We start from the raw sequence: 23898 nt of genomic DNA on the forward strand, positions 1-23898 counted from the left end.
GAAATCCCCCCAGCAGATAAATGTTGAGGGGATTTTTTGTTTTAAAATGGACTTTTTTCCGTCTTGACTCCTGCTGGAAGTTCAAACATTGCGGCTTCCAATTTCATTGGTTTTACTTCCGTTGCAATGCTTTCCATGGTAAATTGAGCGGTGTCGATAATTGATTTTAAGGGCAATGAATTGGATTTGGACAAATAGTCAAACCAGTTGCCGAATTTGTGGTTGGCAAACAGTTTTGCATCCACCGAAAGTTTTGAGTTGAAATAATATTTTTGTACGCCACTTTTGCAGGTCAAAATCAATTCGTCGCATTTGTAACCCAAAATTTCCGTTACTTTTTTGTTTAGTTCCACTTTTAAAACTTCGTCGCCTTGTATGCTTCCGTCATTCCAGAGGAGGATTTCAGAATTGGCCATTTTGATATAAAGTTTGTTGTCTTTATTGCTGTATTGTTGCCATTGCACAAAAGTTCCATTCGTGATAGACTTGTAATCGCCTCCTTTTATACTATATTCTTGGGTTGTGCCCAGCATTGCTGCCCATTGTTGGTCCGTAATTTGTGCGTTTTTGCTTTTGAATGCGTTGGCGTAGCTTATTTTGCCTTCAAAATTTTGGCTGAAAGCAGTGATAGTTGATAAAAAAAGGCAGAGTATTGCAAGATTTTTTAGTTTCATTTTAGAAGCTGGTTAAATGGTTAGTTAAAAATCAAATGTAAAAAAATCCCCAACTACTTTTGCAATTGGGGATTGAATTATTTTGGGATTGAATTATTCGGAACTTTATTCGTGAACGATGACCCATTCTCCTGAAGCCAATAAAGTTTCGGCTTTTTTGAACTTCATCGTTTCGGTTTTTCCGGTAGCCACTTGTTTGATGGTTACGTTGTCGTTGCGATTGATTTTTGGTTGGTCGCGAACAATGGTTTCCGTAACATGACGTTGTTGCGTTTGTCCTGCTTCGCGATTGGCGCTTTCGCTGGAAACAATTTCGTCTTTACTGGTAGTATAGTCTTCTTTCTGACGCACTTCTTTGGCTTCTTGAATTGCAGGAGCAGCCACTTGTTGCGGCAAATCCCCTTTGAACAAGAACGAAATAACTTCTTTGTTGATGCCGTTCAGCATGGAACTAAACAATTTGAAAGCTTCGAATTTGTAGATAAGCAAAGGATCTTTTTGTTCGTGAACCGCCAATTGAACCGATTGTTTCAACTCGTCCATTTTGCGTAAATGTTTTTTCCAGGCTTCATCGACAATGGCCAAAGTGATGTTTTTTTCAAAATCGGCAACCAATTGGTTTCCTTTGGTTTCGTAGGCTTTTTTCAAATCGGTGACCACGTTCAAGGATTTGATTCCATCCGTAAAGGGAACGATGATGCGCTCGAATTGGTTGTTTTTGTCTTCATACACATTGCTGATGATAGGGAATGCTTCTCTCGCGCTGCGTTCTGTTTTTTCGGTATAAAATGCCAAAGCCGCTTTGTACACTTTTCCGGTCAATTCTATATCCGTCAATCTGCTGAAATCGCTTTCAGAAACCGGGGAAGTGATGGAGAAATAACGAATCAATTCGAATTCGAAGTTTTTGAAATCGTTGGTCGGTTTGTTGTCGCTTACAATTAAATCGCAGGTGTCATACAACATATTGGCGATATCGAGTTTCAAACGTTCTCCATGCAAAGCGTGACGACGGCGTTTGTAAACCACTTCACGTTGGGCATTCATCACGTCATCGTATTCCAACAAACGCTTACGAACACCAAAGTTGTTTTCTTCCACTTTTTTCTGGGCTCTTTCGATAGATTTGGTCATCATCGAATGTTGGATCACTTCACCTTCTTGCAATCCCATTCTGTCCATTACTTTGGCTACTCTTTCGGAACCAAATAGACGCATTAAGTTGTCTTCGAGCGAAACATAAAACTGGGAACTTCCCGGATCTCCTTGACGACCGGCACGACCACGCAACTGACGGTCCACACGACGTGAATCGTGACGTTCCGTACCCACGATGGCCAAACCACCGGCAGCTTTCACCTCGGCAGACAGTTTAATATCCGTTCCACGACCCGCCATATTGGTGGCTATGGTTACCACTCCTGGTTTTCCTGCTTCTTCCACGATTTGCGCCTCTTGTTTGTGCATTTTTGCATTCAAGACGTTGTGTTCGATACCTCTCATTTTCAACATTCGGCTCAACAATTCCGAAATTTCCACGGATGTTGTTCCAATCAAAACCGGTCTTCCGGCTTTCGATAATTCGGTTACGTCCTCGATTACGGCATTGAATTTTTCACGGGTAGTTTTATAGATAAAATCTTCCTTGTCTTTTCGCATCATTGGTCTGTTGGTAGGAATTTCTACCACGTCCAATTTGTATATTTGCCACAACTCGCCAGCTTCCGTAACGGCTGTTCCAGTCATACCGCCCAATTTGCTGTACATCCTGAAATAGTTTTGCAAGGTTACCGTTGCAAATGTTTGGGTTGCGTCCTCGATTTTTACGTTTTCCTTGGCTTCAATGGCTTGGTGCAAACCGTCAGAATAACGACGACCGTCCATGATACGACCGGTTTGCTCATCGACAATCATGATTTTGTTGTCCATGATCACGTATTCCACGTCTTTTTCGAAAAGCGAATAGGCTTTTAAAAGTTGTGTCAAAGTATGGATACGTTCGCTTTTCACTCCGAAATCCTGGAATAATTTTTCCTTTTCTTCGGCTTCGGCGTCTTTATCCAAGTTTTTCTTTTCGATGGCGGCAATTTCGGTTCCAATGTCTGGAAGCACAAAAAAGTCGCTGTCGGTATCTCCCGAAAGGAATTTAATTCCGTTGTCGGTCAATTCTACTTGGTTGTTTTTTTCTTCGATTACAAAATACAAGGCTTCATCCACTTTCGGCATTTCCTTGTTGTTGTTCTCCATATAGGCGTTTTCGGTTTTTTGAAGCAATTGTTTGATTCCTTCTTCACTCAAATATTTGATTAACGCTTTGTTTTTTGGTAAACTTCTGTGCGCTCTCAATAATAGAAAACCTCCGTCTTTTGTATTGCCTTCCTTGATTAATTTCTTGGCTTCCGACAGGAAACCATTGGCCAATTGTCTTTGCAACGCCACCAAGTTTTCGATTTTTGGTTTCAATTCATTGAATTCATGACGATCTCCTTCCGGAACCGGCCCAGAAATAATCAAGGGTGTACGGGCATCATCAATCAATACCGAATCGACCTCGTCGACAATGGCATAATTGTGTTTGCGTTGTACCAAATCATTTGGAGAATGCGCCATGTTGTCTCTCAAATAATCAAAACCAAACTCGTTGTTTGTTCCGTAAGTGATGTCGGCATCGTAGGCTTTTTTTCTACCTTCGGAATTGGGTTGGTGATTGTCGATACAATCCACGGTCAAACCGTGAAATTCGAATAAAGGCGCTTTCCAAGTACTGTCACGTTTGGCCAAGTAATCATTCACTGTTACCAAATGCACTCCGTTTCCGGTCAAGGCATTCAAGTACAGCGGCAAGGTGGCCACCAATGTTTTTCCTTCCCCAGTTTGCATTTCGGCAATTTTACCTTCGTGCAAGACCATTCCACCAATTAATTGGACGTCATAATGAATCATGTCCCAAGTAATGGCTTTACCGGCAGCACTCCATGAATTGGACCAAATGGCATTGTCACCGTCCAATGTAATATAAGTTTTCGTAGCCGAAAGTTCGCGGTCTTTGGCCGTTGCGGTTACTTGTATTTGGGTGTTTTCCTTGAATCTTCTGGCGGTTTCTTTTACTACGGCAAAAGCTTCCGGCAAGATTTCCATCAAGGTTTTTTCCGAGATTTCGTAAGCTTCTTTTTCCAAGGCATCGATGGCTACGTAAATGTCTTCACGTTTGTCAATGTCTTCAACGTTTTCCGCTTCCAGTTTGAGTGAAGCAATTTTAGCATCTTTTTCAGAGCGGTCTTGTTTTATTTTTTCTTTGAAGAAGACCGTTCTGGCTCTTAGCTCGTCATTGGACAATGCGGCCAATCCACTTTCGAAAGTCTTGATTTTGGTTAAATAAGGTTGTAAAGCCTTGACATCTTTCTGCGATTTATCACCCACGAAGGCTTTGATAATGCTATTTATGAAACTCATGATATGTTTGTGTTTTATTTATAAATGTGTGTAAATTTAAACAAAAAAAAAGCCTCTTTCGAGACTTTTTTCTTGAGATATTTTTTTAATATTCGTCCTCGTTCCAAAGATAATCTTCGTCAGTAGGATAATCCGGCCAAATTTCTTCCATCGATTCATATATCTCCCCTTCATCCTCTATTGACTGTAAGTTTTCCACTACTTCTAATGGTGCTCCAGCTCTAATAGCGTAGTCGATAAGTTCATCTTTGTTAGCAGGCCACGGTGCATCGCTTAGGTAGGATGCTAATTCTAATGTCCAATACATCTTTTGTCTATTTTAGGTTTGTGCAAAAATAAATTTTTTACTGAAAAAGACAAGTAAAAATTCATTTATTTTTAATTAAAGTTAAGAACGTGTTGTTTGTTTCAAGTTTAAGGTTTAATGTTTCAAGTTTTGAACCTGAAATTGCGACTGAAAACTCAAGGCTATTTTCTCGGAATCCATTTTACTTCCTCGGCGTTCAAATCGTTCGACAACTTTCGTGCCAATACAAAAAGGTAGTCAGAAAGTCGGTTTAAGTACATAATAACGATTTCGGCTACGGCTTCATTGTGGTCTAAATGCACGGCCAAACGTTCTGCACGACGGCAAACGCAGCGGGCAATATGACAATATGACACGGTAGTGTGTCCGCCGGGTAAAACGAAATGGGTCATTGGCGGAAGTGCTTCTTCCATTGTGTCAATTTCCTTTTCGAGCAATTCGATGTCGCTTTCCACAATTCCGAGTTTTTGCAGTCGCAATTCGCCATTTTTCTTCACTTCTTTTTCGGGCGGAGTGGCGAGAATAGCACCCACGGTAAACAATCGATCCTGAATTTCAATCAGGATTTTTTTGTAATGCGGATTTATTTCTTGATCCCGAATTAGTCCAATATGGGAATTCAATTCGTCAACCGTGCCGTAACTTTCTATGCGGATGTGGTCTTTTGGAACTCGCGTTCCGCCAAAAAGTGCCGTGGTTCCTTTATCGCCGGTTTTTGTGTAGATTTTCATTTTTGTTGTTTAATCGGTTAAATGTTTTAATCGGTTAACCGTATAACCGACTAACCAAACAAACTATTTTGAAGTGTCGCTTTCAATCATTCCATCTCGCAAACGAATAATTCTCTTTGCGTGGGCAGCGATTTCTTCTTCGTGGGTTACGACGATAATGGTATTGCCATTGGCATGAATTTCTTCCAAAAGATTCATGATTTCCTCGGATGTTTTACTGTCCAAATTTCCGGTGGGTTCATCGGCAAGAATGATGGAAGGTTTGTTGACCAAGGCTCTTGCAATGGCAACTCTTTGTCTTTGTCCTCCCGAAAGTTGGTTGGGTTGATGGTCCATTCTGTCGGCCAAATTGACTTGTTCCAAAACTTTGGTAGCTCGGGCTCTTCTTTCGGATTTGGAATATCCAGCATAAATCATTGGCAAGGCCACGTTGTCCAATGCCGTTGTTCTTGGCAAAAGATTGAACGTTTGGAATACAAAACCTATTTCTTTGTTGCGGATTTCGGCCAATTCATCATCGTGCATTTGGCTCACGTCTTTTCCGTTGAGGATATAAGTTCCCGAAGTAGGCGTGTCCAGACATCCCAAAAGATTCATCAAGGTTGATTTTCCGGAACCCGAAGGTCCCATAAGTGCCACGTATTCCCCTTTTTTAATTTCTAAATCGATGCCTTTGAGTACATACACGATTTCGTTTCCAAGAACAAAATCTCTTTTGATATTGGTTATTTTTATTAATGGTTTTGACATTTTTATACAAGATTTAGTGCTTTATCAGCCTTAGCGTGACATTAAAGTTTGGTTTAAAAGTACAAAAGACTTTTGAATTATTGATAAGTAGTCTTTTTTTTAAATTAGTTACATTTTTTTTTAATTTAAATTCGATTCATTTCGAACTTTTGAATACGCAAAAACAGGTTTTTAGTACTTATATAATTAGGATTGTGTTTTATATAATTCACTTGTTTTTCAAGGTGTTATCATAATTTTTTCAATTAGTTTCATAATTTTTGGTTTTATATTGGATATAATGCAATTCGATATAGATTTGTTGGATAATGTTAAAAAAAACAAAAATTATGAAAAGTACAAAATGGTTATTAGGAGTTGCGTTAATCGCTTTGGGATTTACATCTTGTAAAGACGAGAAAGAAGCCCAGGCCGAGAAAGCGGTTGACACTTATGTTGTTTATGTAGATTCAGTGGAAAAAGTTTCTAATGAAGAAGCCCAAAAAAATTGGGAAGGAATTGATGCCGTTTATCAATTGAGGATGAACGAAGCAGAAGCTAATTTGGCCAATTTGAAAGACAGCATAAAAGCAAAAGAAAGAATCATTGCGAGTAAAGGCAAGTATGAAGTTATACGAACCAAAATGGTAGTTAATACTCCTGTTTCTATTCCTAGTTCTAAACAACAATTGAGAAACGCCTTGTTTGGTGAAGGAAAAATTGGGGACGACATGAGTTTTGACTGGGTAAATGCAGGCAATATTCACGGTGTTTACCAAACTTTTATCCATACTGCCGAAGACAACAAAGACAGCTATTCCCGTGAAGACTGGGACGAAATCAAGTTGATGTACGAGGCATTGGACAGCAGAAAAAATACTGTTGAAAAAGAAGGTCTTTCAAAAGAAGACAACAGAAAAATTGCCGCTTTAAAATTCAAATTTGCTCCAATGATGAAAGTCAATAGAATAGGAGCAAAATCGGAAGAAATGAAGGAAGCGAAAGAATAGTGTAGCGGTTATTAAATAAATGGTTAGTTATTAATTCGGGAAAACGACAGTCAGAAATGGTTGTCGTTTTTTTTATCGACATGATTTAGTCCGATATTTTGTAAATCTTGGTGATGTCCTTCAATATTTCTGCAAAGTTGATGTTCAGGTCTATTAATTTGCCGCTGTGAATGTCAAAAATCCATCCATATACTTTCAATTCACGTTCGTTGTTGGCTTTCTGGACTTCGGCAGTTTTAATAATGTTGATGCACTGTTCCTGAACATTCAATTCGATTAATTTTTTATATTTTTCCTCCTCATTGGTGATGGTGTCGAGTACTTTTCGATGAATTCGGTACACGTCGCGAATGTTTCTCAACCAAGGATTCAAGATACCCAAATCCGATTGTTGCATCGCGGCATGCACACCTCCGCAGCCATAGTGTCCGCAAACGATAATGTGGTTTACTTTCAAATGCACCACGGCATAATTGATTACCGACATCGAGTTGAGGTCGGTATTGGGAACCATGTTGGCAATATTGCGATGCACGAAAACGTCTCCAGGTTCCAGGCCCATAAGCTCTTCGGCTGAAACACGGCTGTCGGAACAACCAATGTACAGAAACTCGGGCGATTGTCCTTTTGACAATTTTTTGAAATAATTTGGGTCTATTTTGAGTTGTTTGACAATCCAATTTCGGTTGTTCTCAAATATTTTTTTGATATCCATACTGTCGTTTTGAATTTTTTAAAGGTACAAATCTAGGTTCTAATCACAAAATGCTCTTTTGGTTGTTCTCTTCTAAAGAAAACCAATCCCCATTGAAACGTATCAATAGTAACGGTCACTTTAGGATGTTGTTTGATAATTTCCCAAGCTTTTTCCATTTCGGGCGACCAATGAATGTCGTCGAAAATCCACACTGTGTCGTTTGTAATAGTTGGCAATAAAAGTTCGAAATAGTCTAAAGTGGCGGTTTTGGAATGATTTCCGTCGAAATAAATCAGTTGGCAGTTGGCAGTTTTCAGTTGGCAGTTTTGTAAATAACTCAAAAAATCGGTTTCAACACAATTTACATTGTCACAATTGAATAATTGCAATTGATTTTTTGCAATTGTCCTTGTATTTGGACAACCTTCCAATGTTATAATAGATGCTTTTGGATTTGCCAAGGCCAGGGCAGAAGTAGCCAATCCTAATGAAGTGCCAATTTCCAAAATCGTAGCTGGCTGAAAATAATTCGTGATTCGAAACAATAATTCGGCGCGTTTTGGAATGATTCCGGCAGTTTTGGCAATTTTGGCAATTTGTCTGGTATTCGATTTGAAAACTTTGGAACCCGCACCAAAATCGGTTACTTCAATCGTGTTTTTATTTGCCAAAAGCGAGTTTCGGTAGTTTTTTAAAACTTCATATTCGGGTTTTGGTTTCTTGTCATAAAAACATTTGGTTATCAAATTGAACACAAATGGTGAATGCACGGCGTGTTCGTTTTTGGAGTTCCAGAGGAATTTGAGACAGGATTTGATTTGGAATAGCATAAAAAGTTTCAAAAATGAATGCGAAGATACAAAGATAAAAGAGCAATATTGTTTCCTTTAATAAAGCGATTTTTTATTTCTTGATTCCTCCAGCTAAAGCTGGAGGCAATTGAAAAGCGTTAAAAAAGAACACTTTTCACTTTAAACACTATATTTGCGCCCTTGGAATTGAAGCCAAGAATAATTTTGATTTTTTACGATGAAAACAGCTGCAATAGAAAATAAAACCACGATAACTTCCGAAGAAATTGATAGATGTATTGCTGTTTTGGCACAATTGAATATAGATACGGACCAAATATTCGAGATTCCAAAAGAACAGAGAATCGCTTTAATCAAGGCAGCTGGACAATTTTCGCGTCCCGATAGAGAGGAATTTGCCAAAAGAAAAAAGGACGGGAAAGCCGTAGCCAAACGCAAACAGGAGAAGAAAGACCGAACCGCCCGCAAGGAAACCGGAATTCGTTCGGCTCGGGAGGCGAGTGTTTTTGTTGCTCCAAAATTATTGGCTTCGCACGATTTGGAACACAAAGAACAATTGGAACTGGAAATGCCTAGACAATGCTATGTGTGCAAAACTGACTTTACCAAAATGCACCATTTTTACGATACGATGTGTACCGATTGTGGCGATTTTAATTATGCCAAGCGTTTTCAAACAGCCGATGTAAAGGGGCAAATTGCCGTGATTACGGGTTCTCGATTGAAGATTGGTTATCATATTGCCCTGATGCTTTTGCGTGGAGGAGCAACCGTTGTTGCAACGACTCGTTTTCCGGTGGATTCGGCATTGCGATTTGCCAAGGAAGATGATTTTATGGAATGGGGACATCGCTTGAAGATTCACGGATTGGATTTGCGACATATTCCGAGTGTGGAGATTTTCTGCAATTTCATCGAACAAAAATACGGTCGATTGGATATCTTGATCAATAATGCGGCACAAACCGTGCGAAGACCAGCGGGTTTTTATACGCATTTGATGGAAAATGAAGAACGTCCAATAGGCTCTTTGCCTCAACAAGCTCAAGAATTATTGTTGGATCACGCCAATTGTTTGGATGAATTGAAAGTTTTGACAACAGGATTTTCGTCGAATGAAAATATGCCGGTGACTTGGCATGGTCCGGAACCCGGAATTGGTTTGCGGGCTTCCGCCAAATTATCCCAGATTCCGTATAGTTTTGATAATGCCTTGGTTGCCCAAGAAGTTTTTCCGGAAGGGGAACTCGATGCCGATTTGCAACAAGTCGATTTGCGAAAAGTAAACAGCTGGCGATTGAAATTGGGCCAAATCGAAACCACGGAAATGATTGAAGTGCAATTGGTCAATTCGGTGGCGCCTTTCGTGTTGTGCAACCGTCTTTCGGAAGTGATGAAGAAAGACCACACGGGCAAAAAACACATCATCAATGTTTCGGCGATGGAAGGGAAGTTTTACCGTGATTTCAAGGAAGACCGTCATCCGCATACCAATATGGCTAAAGCCGCCTTGAATATGTTGACGCACACTGCCGCAGGGACTTTGGCCAAAGACGGAATTTTCATGAATGCCGTTGACACGGGCTGGGTTACCGACGAAGATCCAGCGGAATTGGCAAAACTTAAACAGGAAGAACAAGATTTTCAACCACCATTGGATATTGTCGATGGCGCTGCCCGGGTTATGGATCCTTTGTTTGACGGAATCAATACAGGGAAACACTGGTGCGGAAAGTTTTTGAAAGATTACAGGCCGATTTCTTGGTAAAAATTGCAAGATTCTAAAAGGAAAAACCCACGACAGAATTCATTCTTTCGTGGGTTTTTCTCGTTTGACTTTATTGGAAAATGCTGAAAATTCAAGACATCGGGTAATTGCTTTTATTTGACCGAAATTAATTTAACTTCAAAAATTAGCACTGAACCTCCGGGAATGCCATTGTAATTGTAATTTCCATAGCCTAAATGAGCCGGTATCAAAAGCATGCCGCTGCCTCCTGCCTTGAAATATTGAATGCCTTCCGTCCAGCCTTTTATCACTTGATTCAAACCTATGGTAATACCGGCATCAGTGCTGGCATCAAATATTTTTCCATTGATAAAAGTTCCTTTGTAAGCAACAGTCACATTGGAAGTGGCAGTGGGTTGTGCTCCAGTTCCGGGATCGGTAATCACGTAGTACAAGCCAGAATCACTTCTTTGGGCGGTTAATTTATTGTTGGTTATAAATTCGCTAATGTCTTTTTCATTTTGGGCAACATAATCCGGTGTCTCATTGTCTTTGGAGCAAGAAATGAAAAGTGTCAAGGCAACTAATGCAGATAAGAGGTGTTTCATAGGGTATTGATTTTTTTTGAAAAGCAAATATAGTAAAATTGGACAGGATTTTATCAACAGTATTTTCCTTGAAGCACAAAAAATATTTGGGCAAAAAGAGATAGAATTGCAAGGTTTTATTTGCTCTTTTTTTTACTACCTCGTTTGCGTACACAGTGTTTGATTTTGTTAGATTTATGCGATTTTGATAATTTTGAATTTCTTTGAAAATTAATGCCTTTTTTTCTTTAATTATCAGTCAGTTTTATTCATCTTTGTAAGGAGAATATTTTTCACGTCATTTTTTTTTCAGGCATAAACAAATCATAAAACATATCCTTATTAATTTTTTATAAATGAGTACAGAAATTAAAGCCAATCAAACCCCAATCAAGCAAAGCAGAAAAGACACCGTTCAATACATCAATCTGCAACTAGCCTCGCTAGGACAACCTATTTATCAAGACGACGAAAATTCGGCAGAGCAATTTTGCAATCCCAAATTTCAAGTGCTAACCAATGGATTAATCAAGAGTTTTCGTGAAAAATCTCGATTGTTGTCCAATCATCTTTCGCCGGCCGACACCAGAATCCAAAACTTCCTGAACGATTATCTTAAAGATGTTCCGTTCAACAAGCCTTATGTTTTGCCAAACGACACCTTGGTATTGACCCAAAGCGGACACGCAAGAGAATTGAGTTTGCCGCCTAACGGGACTACTTTTGTTGGTGAAGATGTTACTTCGTATAGAATCAAACAAGGGATTTTGAATAATCCGACAAATGATAAAAGAACTACAATTGGTACTTTTCATATCGTGGAAGGCAATTTGCCTGTTCCATTGGATAAAAAAGAAGTGCCCAAGATTGCTTTTGCACATTTTTTGAATGCCGCATTTAACCCTTCGGACAACCTGAAAATATTGCCTTTTACTTCCAATCAAGAAGACAAAGCTAAACTAATGGTTTCCTTGTTGATGCGACCAATGGTTTGTCCAGAAGTGAAAGGAGTTATCTCGAAAAAGACGATGGAAGTGCGCTTTTTTACACCCGGAAGTTTGGTGAGCAACCTGGATTTTGTGGAAGCAATTTTCGGCAACGCCGGCGATCCTTATCTAGCCCAAAATGATGCGGCTTTGGATACGGAACATTGGACAGGTCACACGGGTTGTGTTATTCTTGCACCCCAATTGCGTTCGTTGAAGAAAAAAGATATTGGCTTGCCTCATTTCAACGAAGCCACAGAGCGTCAAAAAAGTGAGGGAATGTGCTGGAAAGACGAGAATGAACTCTATAATAACGGAGGCGCTTTTAAAGTAACCTGTAGAGACGATAGAGGAGTTGTGGTGACTATTATTGCCGACAACTATTATGGTTATTCCAAAAAAGAAATTAAAACCCAAATCAGTTATTCCGCCAATTTATTTGGTTTGGTAGAGGAAGAACATTCCGGAGGAGCCATTGCTTACCCAAGAGGTGTAATGGGAGATATTGTTGATGGAAGCACTTTTTCTGAAAAGTTTGGAAGTCAATATAGTTTTGAAGGCGTAAAATCTTTTCTAGGTGATAGAATAGAAGTGAAGCCAGCCAATTATGCGATTGACAAAAAATATCCGAACATCGTTTATATTCCAGAGAATGCTTATATCAATACCAATGCCAACAGCATTACATGGACTTACAAAAATGAAGAACAAAAATTAATTTTATCGCCAAATAAAACCTACGTTCATCCAACGGGGAATAAATTCAAACTAGAAAAACACAACGCGATTGCTTTGTGGAGAATCGTGAACACTTCGCCAGAAGGTGTTTTTTGCCATAAACCCTGCACGGTTTCGGGTGGAGGAAAATCCGAGATTTCCAAATCGATGCAAAATGCCATTACGTACAGCGCATTCAACATTTTGGACATTGACGAAGATTTTAAAAAAGCGGACGAAATCATCGAATACAATTATTCCAACAGATGGAAAAAACGTGATCCATCCTTGCCGCCTTCAAGAACATTCTTGGACAAACGAAGAACTTTGGGTTCGGCAGTAAAATTGCTGACACCTTCAGAGGAAAATAGTGATGAATTCAACGAATTTATTAAAAACATTCCTGTTCACATCAGATCATTGGTGTTGTTCGTAAAACGATTGTACAGACAAGACCACGGTGCCTTGAATTGGAAAGATTGCATGTCGGTTGAAATTATCAACGGCAAAAACGGAACAGGTTTGCAATACAACAACACACCAGTTGTGGGTAGTTATGTTCGAATTGGTTTCAACCAAAAAGGCGTGTGGTTGTTGAATAAATTGAGATCGGATTTTTCTGCATGTCAAAAAATCCAGATGGAGGACGATATTTCGGCTTCCATTACTTTGCCAAGAGCACAGTTCAAAAACCTGAATCCAGAATACACCAACCAAAGTTTGAAAGTGGTGGCCAACTGCGAATCGCATTTGTTTCAAAGACCCGATGAAGCCATCATAAGAGGCTACGACAAAGGCGCAGAAAAGGATATTGTAAGCGACAACGTTTACTTGACCAATTATGAACTTTTAAAGAAAAAAGATGCCATCGAAATTTTCGAAGACACCATCAATTTCGATAAATATACACAGCCTGTAAAGGATTTAATCATCAGTATCGTAAACAGTCCAAACGAAGAGGAATATTTTTCGTTGCCTTCCCACACCCGAATCGTGGATGGAGAGCCAACCAAAAACCCTCGTTATTTGGAGCCGAATATTTTCATCAACGAAACCGAAGCCAGTTATTTGGGCGAAGTTGGCGTTCGTTTGGCCAGAAAAATAAAATCAGAAGATCCGGTTATCAATGTGGTGAATGCCGTTTTGCCGGGAAGAAGAAACAACCCGATCGACAAGAAAGCGGGAATTCGTCCGCTAGCGGTTTACAACCCAATCCATTATCAGGAAACACCTGAATTGTTCATGGATTTTATTTGCAGCCTTACCGGAAAATCACCTTCCACAACGGGAGCGGGTTCTGAAGGAGCCTTGACCAAAGGCCCTTTCAATATGTTGACGCCAACAACCGATTTGAACAACGCCTTGTTGTCACACATTTTGACGGAATCCAATGCGTTTAGCACGGCCGCGGGTTATGTGGGTGGCGAAAACAAAGTGGATCACGACATCAGTCTTTTGATACCGGAAATTTGGGCACGTTTGAATGCCAAAGACCGCGATCCAAAAGTGTTGATTGCCAATGGTTCCTTGGAAAAACTGGAAGATTTCGAATACCAAGGCAAAAAAGTCTTGGCCAGTAGATTGGGGTATCGCATCACGAGTACTTTCTCTTTGTTGTGTTTGAACCGTTTGTTTGATGAACCAAATGCCGTTTTCAACGAAAAAATGTTGAAACCGGAACTGCAAGGAATCGAAGATTACGTGGACGGAATTGCCAATATTGTCGAAGCCCAACAAAAAGTGGCCTTGAGTTATTTTGAAGACGGAAGCATCGAGTCTGCCATTCCGCCATTGAAAATATTGTTGCACATGATGGCTTACGGCACTTATGAAGGCAAAGAAATGAGCGATCCAGAATTGAGAAGTTATTTCGAAAGAGATTACGTAATCAACAGCGATTGGTACCAAGAGCGATTGAAATTGAAACAGCTGAAAGACATCAATTTCTACACCAATCAAATCAGTTATTTGGAGCGTTTTATTTCCAATGCCGAAAACAACTTGTTGGTTGCCGAAATGAATTTGGAAACACGCTTGCAAAATGTAAAAGAGATGTTGGCAACGGCCAGCGCTCCAGAATACATAGACAGTTTGGTGGGGACCATCGGAGCCGATCCATTGTATAGAAAATAATCCGAAAAAAGGGTTTTAATTGAAAAAATCGCCTGAGATGTATGTCTTGGGCGATTTTTTTTATGGTTTGATTTTGATACAAATCGCAATTGAAAAACAAAAACCACAACAGAATTTATTCCATTGTGGTTTTTTATTGATGGGAAAGTTTTTTTTTAATTGACCGAAATTAATTTTACTTCAAAAATAAGTGCTGAACCTCCGGGAATAGGTCCCATAGTGTCGTTTCCATAACCCAATTGGGAAGGTATCAAAAGGATGCCGCTGCCTCCGGTTTTGAGAAGGGGAATTCCCTCTGTCCAGCCTTTTACCACTTGGTCCAAGCCAAAAGAAATTCCTTCAGGACCGCTTTGGTCAAAAACAGTTCCGTCGAGAAAAGAACCTTTGTAAGCCACGGTCACGTTTGATGTTGCAGTAGGCTGAGTTCCCGTTCCAGGCTCATTAATTACATAATACAAACCAGATTCGGTTTTTTGTGCCTTCAGATTATTTTTGGCTATGTAATCGTTGATTTCCTTGTCGTTTTTGGCAACATAATCAACAGTTTCTTCTTTTGCAGGTTCCACTTTTTCCTCTTCTTTGTTTTTACAGGAAATAAAAAGTGTCAAGACCACCAGGGTCGCTAATAAATGTTTCATGGAAATGTGTTTTTTTTAGGTGCGCAAATATAACAAAAACCGATAGGGATTTTCGTCATTTAAATAAATCCGAATGTGATCCGGTTCGATCCAAGTAAATGATTTTGTTTATATCGTCTTGTTTCCAGATGAGGAGCCAATCGGGTTTGATATGACATTCCCAAAATCCTGAATAATTGCCATTAAGAATGTGTGGTTTGTTTTTGGGAGGAAGTTCACCGTTTTGAATCAAAGGGTCACTATATTTTCCAATAATTCCAGATTCCAATTTCTTTTTTTACAAAATTTTGCATCTTTTTTGAATTGACCGGAATATTCTAAACTATAACTCATTTAGAAAAAATCTTTTGCATCATGTCTTTCGCACTGTCGGCTTTTGTTAGACCAATGCCTTTGTCTGTCTTCGCCATTGATTTCAAAGTAGTTTCGTTTGGCGTTTTTGATTTTGACTTAGTTCTTGTTTTCGTTGGAGTCTCAGTGACTTTTACGCCCAATTGCAAGGCAAGTTCCTTTAATAAGGAAATTTTTTTGGCAGATGTGCTATCCAATATCAAAGTCATAATTTCTTGTTTTAGATTTAAAAAGAGTTAAAAAGATACAAAAAACTGCACTGAATTAAATTGGTGTGCATTAATTGCCACGGCATTCGCTTTTAAAAAGCAGAATTCTCTTTAACCACAAATTACACAAATTTCCGCAAAAATGAGACATACCAACAAAAGCATAATTAACTCAAACATACCAAAAACAGACTTTGAATTTGTGAAAATTTGTGGAATTTGTGGTGAAAACTTTTAAAAGTGAATGCCCTGGTTAATTGCTTATAGTTGTAGTTTGAAGTAAGAAGATAACAAAAACCGACAGGGATTTTCGTCATTTAAATAAATCCGAATGTGATCCGGTTCGATCCAAGTAAATGATTTTGTTTATATCGTCTTGTTTCCAGATTGATTACCAATCGGATTTGATATTTTTGTTTATAAACATAAGCGTGAGGCTAGCGCCAGCCTGGAGGCAATTACTAGCAACTGTGCATCCGATTGTTGCGACAATGCTTCGGTGCCCTATTTCTTATATTTAGCCGTCTGTTCCCCATATTTCAAAACCACTCTACTCATTATAGCCCTGATAGCCCCTTGGAGTTGCTCGGCAAGAGCCTCTTTTGTGGCAGTAGCTTCCGTTTGATTGCCTGCCAATTCTATATCGGTAGCGGTATTACTAAATAGATTGGTTTGACTTTCTAGCGCATCAACCATAGCCGATGTAATTCCAAATCCGTTAAATTCTGCTGCATCTCGTCTGATAAAAGCAATTTTTTCGTTGACAGTGGTTACTAATTTTCCGTCCGAAAAATTGTAGGCTCTTACGGCTTCTTTTTTCTTCATAATTTCTGGTTTTTAATGTTAATAATATCAAAACTAGTTAATTACAAACAAATCGAAAAACAAATGAGCTTTTATTTTTAGAAAATAGCACAGTATTTCTCCCTTAGCAAACCATTTCAGGCCTTCCGAAGTAAGTAGCAAGCCTCCCGAAGACTATTTCAGGCCTTCAGATGACTGTTTCAAGAACTCAGATAATCGTTTCAAGCATTCAGATGACTATTTCAAGCATTCAGATGACCGTTTCAGGCTCTCAGATGACCGTTTCAGGGCATTATTTGAGCTTCTGAGCACCTCTAGCGTTCTTTTTTGACTATTTTATCTCTTTCGGACAGCAAATGATTCTTTTATAAAAACCAGTTTTCTTTTTTTAATACCGATTTGAAAATGGATTTTAATAAAGCAGTTGTTTTTTATCATAGCATGCACCACCCGCAAGGACTATTGTGTATATCTGGGCGGGGCGTAACTATTGTAAGAAAGATTGCCTGTTACTTGAGATTATTTTATATATTTGAGAAATAATAAAGCGATACAAAACTTTCGCCAATCTACCCAATTTTGGGTGTATATACGAAGGTTTGTAGCGTGTATATACAAGTTAGCAGTAACTTTAAAAAAAAATAAGAATGTACATAGAAAAAATAATTATAAAAAAGCTTTATGGCTTTATTGATAAAGAAATCGAATTTAATAATAAAATATCGATTTTAGTCGGAATAAATGGTTCTGGAAAAACAAGTGTTTTAAATATTATAAACTGGCTTTTAAAACCAAATCTTTCTGAATTATGTCTTATAGAATTTGAACAAATTTCACTTTATTTTAAATTTAAAGATGATAAATACATAATAATATGTAATCAAAATAAAGTCGAAATAACTGTTGATTTAGAAAATATTACAAAAGCTAAAAAATACACTCAAATACAAGCAACTTTTAAAGTACATCCGAATAAATTAACAAAAAACGAATCACTTAAAGAATCTTTACAGGGAGTTTATGAAGATTTAGGCCCCGAAGAACATGAAAAAGAAACTTGGTCTTTTTTATTTAATGACATACCTAAACCAATAGTTATTGGATTAGATCGAAATTTATTTACGGAGGAAGGAGAAGAGATAAGAATACAAACTGAATACAGCATCGTTGAAAATAAGCGTATAGCACGCAGAAATAAATCTAATATTTTTTCTCCTTTAGAAAAAGTAAAATCATTGTTAAGCAAAGAACATAATATTTACAGAAATAATGTTCTTGAGTTATACAGTTCTTTAAATGAAAAAATTATGCTTTCGGCATTTGACAAGATATTTACAAAAACGAATATTGCTTCATTGTTAAAAGAACCAAAACCGTCAGTAAATACAATTGAAGTTTTAAAAGAACAAGTTGTAAATTTTTTGAGAGAAAATCAAAACTTAAAATACCAATCAAAAAAAAGAAAAAACATTGAATTATCGATAAAAAAAGTGAATACTTATTTTGACACATTGAAATTAATTCTCAAAGAATCTCAAGATAATGATAACGAATATGATTTACTTTATATAACTAACATAAGCCAGTTTAAAAAAATCAATGATTTAATCATCGAATTTAAGAAGTTTGAAATAGACACACAGCAACTATACTTTCCACTAAAAGAATTTTTAGACACAATAAATAGTTTCTTTAAAGATTCTGCAAAACAACTTTATTTTGACAAAGAAAATTCAGAAGTTAAGTTCAATATATTGAATAGAGAAGGAATTAAAATTGATGATGACAGAGATATTAAAAATTTATCATCTGGAGAAAAACAAATATTGATTTTACTTACATATATCAAATATAATAGAAACTTGAATGTATTCATTATTGATGAACCCGAATTATCTCTTCACCCTAAATGGCAAGGAGAATTTCTAGACGCAGTAGAAAAATTAATGCCAAATGAATCACAATTAATTATTGCTACACATTCACCAGAAGTAATTGGAGATAAAGAAGATTTTTGCACAGTTTTATTACCTTATAACAATTAACATGATAACTATTGAGGAAAGTTTCCCTAGAAAAAGAGCCAACTATTTAAAAGGTCAAGATGTTGTTTGGTCTCAATTTAATGATGTGAATTTCTATGTAGAAGACCTATATCAAGAAAATTTTTATCTTCAAATATTAAAAAATTTATTTCCAAATATTAAAATAAGTAAGATTTTCCCTTTAGGCGGAAAAGACCCCGTAATAAAAAAAGCAAAAAGGTCATTAAAAAACAAGAAAAAAGTTTTTATTTTAGATTTGGATTTTGATGAAATTTTGAATAAAAAGGAACTTTGTGATAATATTTTTTATTTAGAGAAATATAGTATAGAAAACTATTTAGTAGACAAAAACGCTATAATTGAATTGGTAAAAGAAGAAAATCCTAAAATAAAGACTTCAGAAGTTAACCAAAAATTTGATTTAAAGCTATTTTATAATGAATGCTTCAATATTTTAAGTGAACTATCAAGTAACTTATTATTAATTCAAAAATATGAATTAGGAATCGATTATTTAAAAATTGAACCGCACAGAGATTGTAATTTGAATCCTATATGCTTAAAAGAATCAGTAGTAACACCATTCTATCAAAAAATAGAAGCTAGATTAAAAGAAAAAAAACCAAGATTAAAATATTCAGCTCAAATAAATAAGCTAAAAGTTCATTTTAAAGATGTCTATAAAGGATTAATATATGTTCCTGGAAAATATATTTTAAATATATTAAACATTAAATTAAAAAAGATTTTTAAATTCTCACAAAGCAACTTATCTACATTTATTTATAGACTAGCCAAAAATTGTGAATTTAAAGAATTAGAATACTTAAAAATATCAATTAACGAATATACTAAATAAAAAAAGCTACTGCTAACAGTTAGAGTTTCGTTGGGCTCGCAGAGCCAACAATGAAACTCGTGTTGAACCCTTCGATAAACTCTGGGCAGGCTCACCAGAGTACCTGCCGTCAACACTATGGAGTTATCGTAGAGTTTTGAGTGAGAATATTAAGAGGATTTAGTGTCCGTGTTGAGTGGTATGTTCCAAAATGGAACGAACCACTTTTTTATCTAAAAAACAAAAACCACAACAGAATTAAATTCCATTGTGGTTTTTATATGAATACTAAAACTGAATACTGAACACTAATTTACCCTTCTATCTTCGCACTCAGCTCAAACCATCGTTCCTCTTTTTCTTCTATTTTTTTAATGATGTTTTCCAGTTCTTTGGCTTTTTTCTCAATGTCCACATCGGCTACTTTTCCTTCGGAAAATAATTGCTCGATTTTGGCTTTGTCTATTTCCAAATCCTTGATTTCTCTTTCTATTTTTTGGAATTCTTTTTGCTCGTTGAAAGTCAGGTTTCCGGTTGGATTGTTTTGTTTCCAGTCTTTCTTTTCGGCTTTGTTGTCTTCTTTTTGGGCAACGTCGGCACTGTCTTCATAAGACCTGAAATCGGAGTAGTTGCCAGGGAAAGTTTCGATTTCGCCTTGACCCCTGAAAACAAATAATTGATCCACGATTTTGTCCATAAAATAACGGTCGTGCGACACTACCAGCAAACAACCCGGATAATCCATCAAGAAACTTTCGAGTACATTCAAAGTCACGATATCCAAATCATTCGTAGGCTCATCCAGAATCAGGAAGTTTGGGTTTTGGATTAAAACGGTACACAAATACAGTCGTTTCAACTCGCCACCGCTCAGTTTTTCGACATAATCGTATTGTTTTTTGGAGTCAAAAAGAAAACGCTCCAACAATTGCGAAGCCGAAATCAATCTGCCTTTTGTCAACGGAATAAATTCGCCGTATTCCTTGATGACGTCAATCACGCGCTGTCCCGGTTTTGGGTTGATTCCGCTTTGGGTGTAATAGCCAATTTTGATGGTTTCGCCAACGACCACTTTTCCGGAATCCAATGGAATAGTTCCTGTCAAAAGGTTCAAGAAAGTCGATTTTCCAGTTCCATTTTTTCCGATGATTCCAATGCGTTCGCCACGTTGAAAATCAAAACTGAAATTATCCAAAATCACGTGATCCTTGAATTTCTTGGAAATTTTGTGAAGCTCGATAATCTTGCTTCCCATTCGTTCCATATTGATTTCGAGTTCGACCTTGTTTTCGCGACGGCGACTTTGCGCTTTTTCTTTAATCACATAAAAATCATCCTGACGCGATTTCGATTTGGTCGTTCTTGCTTTTGGTTGGCGACGCATCCATTCCAGTTCTTTGACGAAAAGGTTTTGGGCTTTGTCCACACTCGAATTTTCGGAAGCGATTCGCTCTTCTTTTTTCTCTAAATAGTAAGAGTAATTTCCTTTGTATTGGTATATTTTTCCATTGTCCAATTCGATGATTTCGTTGCAAACACGTTCCAAAAAGAAACGGTCGTGCGTCACCATGAACAACGTGATATTTTCTTTGGCAAAATAACTTTCGAGCCATTCGATCATCTCCAAATCCAAGTGATTCGTTGGCTCATCCAGAATTAATAAATCCGGACGGTTAATCAAAATAATAGCCAACGAAAGGCGTTTTTTCTGTCCACCCGAAAGATTTTTTACTTTCAGTTTGAAATCTTCCAACTTCAATTTGAACAAAATTTGCTTGAATTGGGTTTCGAAATCCCAAGCATTGTGTTGGTCCATTCCGTCGAAAGCTTTTTGGTAGGCTTCTTCGTCTTCTGGGTTTTCCAATGCTTTTTCGTAAGCTTCAATCACTTTCAAAGTCTCATTATCCGAAGCGAAAATACTTTCCTCAATCGTCAATTCGTCCTGCAATTTATTGTCTTGCGAAAGAAAAGCCATTCGGATGCTTTTGCGAAGCACGACTTGGCCTGTGTCGGGTTCGTCAAAACCATTGATGATGTTCATGATGGTGGTTTTTCCAGAACCGTTTTTGGCAATAAAGGCAATTTTTTGGTCTTTGTTGATTCCGAAGGATATGTCTTTAAAAAGCGTGCGCTCTCCAAAAGATTTTGAGATATTTTCGACTGATAAGTAATTCATTGTGCTGATGCGCCTAAAACAGGGCTTTTATGTTTTTAAAATCAAAGAGGTCTCTAATTGGGTCTCTATTGATGAAGAGGATACAAATACAAACATTGCAAAGATAGGTATTTGAGCCAAACAAAAAAAGATAGCAATTTGCTATCTTTTACATTGAGTTTTTAGTAATTCACTTGCTATGTCCATAATAACTACTTTTTGTTTAAATCAATATCTTTTTTTGTTCCGTTTTTAAATTGAATTGTAATACTCGTATTTGTTTGCTCAAGTTTTTTTATAGGAATCAAATCACTTTTCTTCCATTTTTCACCTGATTTTTTCCATAACATCAGGGTTACGTATAGACTTGTTTTATCATTTTTTGCTGTAAAATTACTACTTACATCAATCACGGTACTTTCATTACTTTCTGGATGCAAGCCTTTGGCTGATATAACCTCGGTTTTCTCCCATCCTAAAACTGGAATCATCGCTAATTGGTATTTTCCGTTATCGATAATGGTAACCTCGTATCCTTTTATTTTTGTTTTGGTAGTACTGATTTCTTTATCCAATTTAGGCAAAGCATAATGCCCTAAACGCATAGAAATCGCTTCTTTACTAGTATTTAGGTCCACTCTTAAAATTCCGTTTACTAAAGGAATATCGGCCAAACTCATTTTTATATTCTCATTTGTTTCTAAAACTGCATCCCGATAATAAACACCGTTTTCAAACTTTTTAAAAGTAAACAATCGGAAAGGTTCCCATTTTTGGTTTTTATTTTTGAAAACATAGTTCATCGCCACTTCTCCGTTCTCACCATCAGCCTGCCAAGGGAAAGCACTGTTGTAAGACAATCGATTATAATTTTCTGTTGATCGGAATCCTTGCCAATCGTCTTTTTTCTTGGCGTTACACCAAGCCCTAATTTCTGAAGCCCCAATTGCGGGATAATCTGTAATCAAAATTTGTGAACCTTCTTGAAATGTATTGTAAACCTGATCTTTTTTGAATTTGGTTTCCCAGTCTCCTTCATTTTCTTTGGCCGTCCAAAAAGGATTATCGTCTGGCAATAAAAGCCCTAGAAAAGCTTTCCCCATCCAATACACACTTCCCCTACAACTATACACTTGCACGGCGGGTTCAAATGCACCGTAAAAACCAAGTGTGGGCACATTGTCTTTCATAAATTCTGGATGCTCCATAAATTGTTTTAAAACTCCAGATGATATTCTTCGTAACCAACCATTATTAATTGTGGGATCATTTTCTAATCCCATAAAAGGAAATGCAGCTATAGAAGCTATTCGATAACTGATGCTACGTCCAAACATAATCATCTTCCCGTTACGACTAAACATCAATGGATAATTGGAATTGAGATCTTTAAAATTGCTTCTAAACTTTGAGGCATATTCCGGATAATATTTATTGCCAAAATATTCAGACCACAAGGCTCCATACAATTGATATCCCCACATGCTATAATAATCGTAGGCTGGATTATCATTGTACCAACCGTCACCTCTATAATCCTCCAAGGATTTTTGCAAATACTCCACCAACAATTTCTCGTTGACGGGATAGCCTTGCTCTTTGAAAAAACTCAACACAAAAATGTTGAAAAACTTCCAATTGGAAGATACCGTAGGGCCATCTCCATAACTCAGCATGGATTTGGCCAATGCGTCTTTTTGATCTTGAGGCAATGGCTTCCAAAGCACCTCAGGATTGGTCATCATTGACATTGCGATGGCTCCATATTCGACCAAATTCTGGTTCGGCCCTCCATTTTTGGCGCGGGGAACGATATAAGAAGGACTGTTGGGGTCAATTAATTTACTGAATTGATGTCTGTAATAATCGGCTACCTTAATATTATTAATCACCAAATCAGGATTTTCTTTTAGAAGTGGAGAGGCAATAAACAAAGTCCTGCTCAACCCTTCCAATTTCTCTGTTGGTACTCTTTTTTCATCCAGAGGATAACTTTTTCCCGGTTGTTTTGGAAACTTCATCGGGTCATCTAAGGTATGAATGTAACCAAAGGCCCCTTTCAACATATAAAGAGCAGCCTCTTTCCAGTGCTGCTTGGTCATTCCTGTATATGGACTTAATTCGTAATTTGGATTTTCGACTCTAAAAACAGTATTGTTGGTTTCCTGAGCAAACAAAGATTGTCCCGCCATAATGGACAATAGCACTAAGTATTTTATTTTTTTCATCTTTTATTTTATAATTTTCATCGGCAAAAAAGTAGGCTAAACAAATATATTGCGATCAAACTGAG

19 protein-coding genes are annotated in these 23898 nt (G+C 37.4%); 5 read left to right on the forward strand and 14 right to left on the reverse strand.

Annotation, left to right across the window (positions count from 1 at the left end):
• Positions 1–41 precede the first annotated feature (41 nt).
• The 5 genes from OZP13_RS02685 to OZP13_RS02705 form a co-directional block, all read right to left on the reverse strand.
• Entirely contained in the window at positions 42–674 is a 633-nt protein-coding gene (locus tag OZP13_RS02685; RefSeq protein WP_281298568.1) for a hypothetical protein, read from the reverse strand.
• 105 nt (positions 675–779) lie between these two features.
• A complete protein-coding gene (gene secA / locus OZP13_RS02690; protein WP_281298569.1) occupies positions 780–4127 on the reverse strand; it encodes a preprotein translocase subunit SecA in 3348 nt (1115 codons plus the stop codon).
• Positions 4128–4212: 85 nt separating this feature from the next.
• Complete coding sequence (locus OZP13_RS02695; RefSeq protein WP_007138072.1) at positions 4213–4434, reverse strand: DUF2795 domain-containing protein; 222 nt, start codon at positions 4432–4434, stop codon at positions 4213–4215.
• Positions 4435–4595: 161 nt separating this feature from the next.
• Positions 4596–5165 (reverse strand): cob(I)yrinic acid a,c-diamide adenosyltransferase, encoded by a 570-nt coding sequence (locus OZP13_RS02700; RefSeq protein ID WP_269242184.1) that lies wholly within the window; start codon positions 5163–5165, stop codon positions 4596–4598.
• Positions 5166–5228: 63 nt separating this feature from the next.
• A complete protein-coding gene (locus OZP13_RS02705; RefSeq protein WP_281298570.1) occupies positions 5229–5915 on the reverse strand; it encodes an ABC transporter ATP-binding protein in 687 nt (228 codons plus the stop codon).
• 329 nt (positions 5916–6244) lie between these two features.
• On the opposite strand from OZP13_RS02705, the gene OZP13_RS02710 reads away from it, so the two are divergent.
• Positions 6245–6904, forward strand: a complete 660-nt coding sequence (locus tag OZP13_RS02710; RefSeq protein WP_281298571.1) for a DUF6565 domain-containing protein — start codon at positions 6245–6247, stop codon at positions 6902–6904.
• Positions 6905–6989: 85 nt separating this feature from the next.
• Here the strand turns inward: OZP13_RS02710 and OZP13_RS02715 are convergent, their stop codons facing one another.
• Positions 6990–7619, reverse strand: coding sequence for a carbonic anhydrase (locus tag OZP13_RS02715; RefSeq protein ID WP_281298572.1), 630 nt, complete (start codon positions 7617–7619; stop codon positions 6990–6992).
• Positions 7620–7651: 32 nt separating this feature from the next.
• Entirely contained in the window at positions 7652–8431 is a 780-nt protein-coding gene (locus OZP13_RS02720; protein WP_269242190.1) for an O-methyltransferase, read from the reverse strand.
• Between the two features lie 199 nt (positions 8432–8630).
• Between OZP13_RS02720 and OZP13_RS02725 the strand changes: the two genes are divergently transcribed.
• Positions 8631–10181 (forward strand): SDR family NAD(P)-dependent oxidoreductase, encoded by a 1551-nt coding sequence (locus tag OZP13_RS02725; RefSeq protein ID WP_281298573.1) that lies wholly within the window; start codon positions 8631–8633, stop codon positions 10179–10181.
• A 113-nt stretch (positions 10182–10294) separates the two neighbouring features.
• Here the strand turns inward: OZP13_RS02725 and OZP13_RS02730 are convergent, their stop codons facing one another.
• A complete protein-coding gene (locus OZP13_RS02730; protein WP_281298574.1) occupies positions 10295–10750 on the reverse strand; it encodes an FKBP-type peptidyl-prolyl cis-trans isomerase in 456 nt (151 codons plus the stop codon).
• 335 nt (positions 10751–11085) lie between these two features.
• Here OZP13_RS02730 and OZP13_RS02735 point away from each other — a divergent pair, with 335 nt between their 5' ends.
• The gene (locus OZP13_RS02735) at positions 11086–14565 is read left to right on the forward strand and encodes a PPi-type phosphoenolpyruvate carboxykinase family protein (RefSeq protein WP_281298575.1); all 3480 of its coding nucleotides are present in this window, start codon (positions 11086–11088) and stop codon (positions 14563–14565) included.
• A 155-nt stretch (positions 14566–14720) separates the two neighbouring features.
• Here the strand turns inward: OZP13_RS02735 and OZP13_RS02740 are convergent, their stop codons facing one another.
• From OZP13_RS02740 to OZP13_RS02755, 4 genes are all read right to left on the reverse strand, one after another.
• Positions 14721–15203: an FKBP-type peptidyl-prolyl cis-trans isomerase gene (locus OZP13_RS02740; protein WP_281298576.1), complete on the reverse strand. Its 483-nt coding sequence runs from the start codon at positions 15201–15203 to the stop codon at positions 14721–14723.
• Positions 15204–15258: 55 nt separating this feature from the next.
• Positions 15259–15471 carry a type II toxin-antitoxin system YafQ family toxin gene (locus tag OZP13_RS02745; RefSeq protein WP_269242195.1) on the reverse strand — a complete coding sequence of 71 codons (213 nt, stop codon included), beginning with the start codon at positions 15469–15471 and terminating at the stop codon, positions 15259–15261.
• A 61-nt stretch (positions 15472–15532) separates the two neighbouring features.
• A complete protein-coding gene (locus OZP13_RS02750; RefSeq protein ID WP_281298577.1) occupies positions 15533–15763 on the reverse strand; it encodes a hypothetical protein in 231 nt (76 codons plus the stop codon).
• 504 nt (positions 15764–16267) lie between these two features.
• A complete protein-coding gene (locus tag OZP13_RS02755; protein WP_269242199.1) occupies positions 16268–16588 on the reverse strand; it encodes a hypothetical protein in 321 nt (106 codons plus the stop codon).
• A 626-nt stretch (positions 16589–17214) separates the two neighbouring features.
• Between OZP13_RS02755 and OZP13_RS02760 the strand changes: the two genes are divergently transcribed.
• Together OZP13_RS02760 and OZP13_RS02765 are read left to right on the forward strand one after the other, a co-directional pair.
• On the forward strand, positions 17215–18612 hold the full coding sequence (locus OZP13_RS02760; protein ID WP_281298578.1) for an AAA family ATPase: 1398 nt from the start codon (positions 17215–17217) through the stop codon (positions 18610–18612).
• A gap of 1 nt (position 18613) precedes the next feature.
• Entirely contained in the window at positions 18614–19471 is an 858-nt protein-coding gene (locus OZP13_RS02765) for a DUF4435 domain-containing protein (protein WP_281298579.1), read from the forward strand.
• A gap of 292 nt (positions 19472–19763) precedes the next feature.
• Here OZP13_RS02765 and OZP13_RS02770 read toward each other — a convergent pair whose 3' ends face one another.
• Entirely contained in the window at positions 19764–21626 is a 1863-nt protein-coding gene (locus OZP13_RS02770) for an ABC-F family ATP-binding cassette domain-containing protein (RefSeq protein WP_281298580.1), read from the reverse strand.
• Positions 21627–21817: 191 nt separating this feature from the next.
• Entirely contained in the window at positions 21818–23833 is a 2016-nt protein-coding gene (locus OZP13_RS02775) for a DUF2264 domain-containing protein (protein ID WP_281298581.1), read from the reverse strand.
• Positions 23834–23898 lie beyond the last annotated feature (65 nt).

It is taken from the genome of Flavobacterium limnophilum, assembly GCF_027111315.2.
Lineage (GTDB): Bacteria > Bacteroidota > Bacteroidia > Flavobacteriales > Flavobacteriaceae > Flavobacterium > Flavobacterium limnophilum.

What these genes read in the sequence shown, in the direction of transcription:
- OZP13_RS02710 (WP_281298571.1), top strand. Translation starts at nt 6,245, where the DNA reads ATGAAAAGTACAAAATGGTTATTAGGAGTTGCGTTAATCGCTTTGGGA.
- OZP13_RS02755 (WP_269242199.1), bottom strand. Translation starts at nt 16,588, where the DNA reads ATGAAGAAAAAAGAAGCCGTAAGAGCCTACAATTTTTCGGACGGAAAA.
- OZP13_RS02705 (WP_281298570.1), bottom strand. Translation starts at nt 5,915, where the DNA reads ATGTCAAAACCATTAATAAAAATAACCAATATCAAAAGAGATTTTGTT.
- OZP13_RS02720 (WP_269242190.1), bottom strand. Translation starts at nt 8,431, where the DNA reads ATGCTATTCCAAATCAAATCCTGTCTCAAATTCCTCTGGAACTCCAAA.
- OZP13_RS02750 (WP_281298577.1), bottom strand. Translation starts at nt 15,763, where the DNA reads ATGACTTTGATATTGGATAGCACATCTGCCAAAAAAATTTCCTTATTA.
- OZP13_RS02725 (WP_281298573.1), top strand. Translation starts at nt 8,631, where the DNA reads ATGAAAACAGCTGCAATAGAAAATAAAACCACGATAACTTCCGAAGAA.
- OZP13_RS02685 (WP_281298568.1), bottom strand. Translation starts at nt 674, where the DNA reads ATGAAACTAAAAAATCTTGCAATACTCTGCCTTTTTTTATCAACTATC.
- OZP13_RS02765 (WP_281298579.1), top strand. Translation starts at nt 18,614, where the DNA reads ATGATAACTATTGAGGAAAGTTTCCCTAGAAAAAGAGCCAACTATTTA.
- OZP13_RS02740 (WP_281298576.1), bottom strand. Translation starts at nt 15,203, where the DNA reads ATGAAACATTTATTAGCGACCCTGGTGGTCTTGACACTTTTTATTTCC.
- OZP13_RS02700 (WP_269242184.1), bottom strand. Translation starts at nt 5,165, where the DNA reads ATGAAAATCTACACAAAAACCGGCGATAAAGGAACCACGGCACTTTTT.
- OZP13_RS02770 (WP_281298580.1), bottom strand. Translation starts at nt 21,626, where the DNA reads ATGAATTACTTATCAGTCGAAAATATCTCAAAATCTTTTGGAGAGCGC.
- OZP13_RS02695 (WP_007138072.1), bottom strand. Translation starts at nt 4,434, where the DNA reads ATGTATTGGACATTAGAATTAGCATCCTACCTAAGCGATGCACCGTGG.
- OZP13_RS02760 (WP_281298578.1), top strand. Translation starts at nt 17,215, where the DNA reads ATGTACATAGAAAAAATAATTATAAAAAAGCTTTATGGCTTTATTGAT.
- OZP13_RS02775 (WP_281298581.1), bottom strand. Translation starts at nt 23,833, where the DNA reads ATGAAAAAAATAAAATACTTAGTGCTATTGTCCATTATGGCGGGACAA.
- OZP13_RS02715 (WP_281298572.1), bottom strand. Translation starts at nt 7,619, where the DNA reads ATGGATATCAAAAAAATATTTGAGAACAACCGAAATTGGATTGTCAAA.
- OZP13_RS02735 (WP_281298575.1), top strand. Translation starts at nt 11,086, where the DNA reads ATGAGTACAGAAATTAAAGCCAATCAAACCCCAATCAAGCAAAGCAGA.
- OZP13_RS02730 (WP_281298574.1), bottom strand. Translation starts at nt 10,750, where the DNA reads ATGAAACACCTCTTATCTGCATTAGTTGCCTTGACACTTTTCATTTCT.
- secA (WP_281298569.1), bottom strand. Translation starts at nt 4,127, where the DNA reads ATGAGTTTCATAAATAGCATTATCAAAGCCTTCGTGGGTGATAAATCG.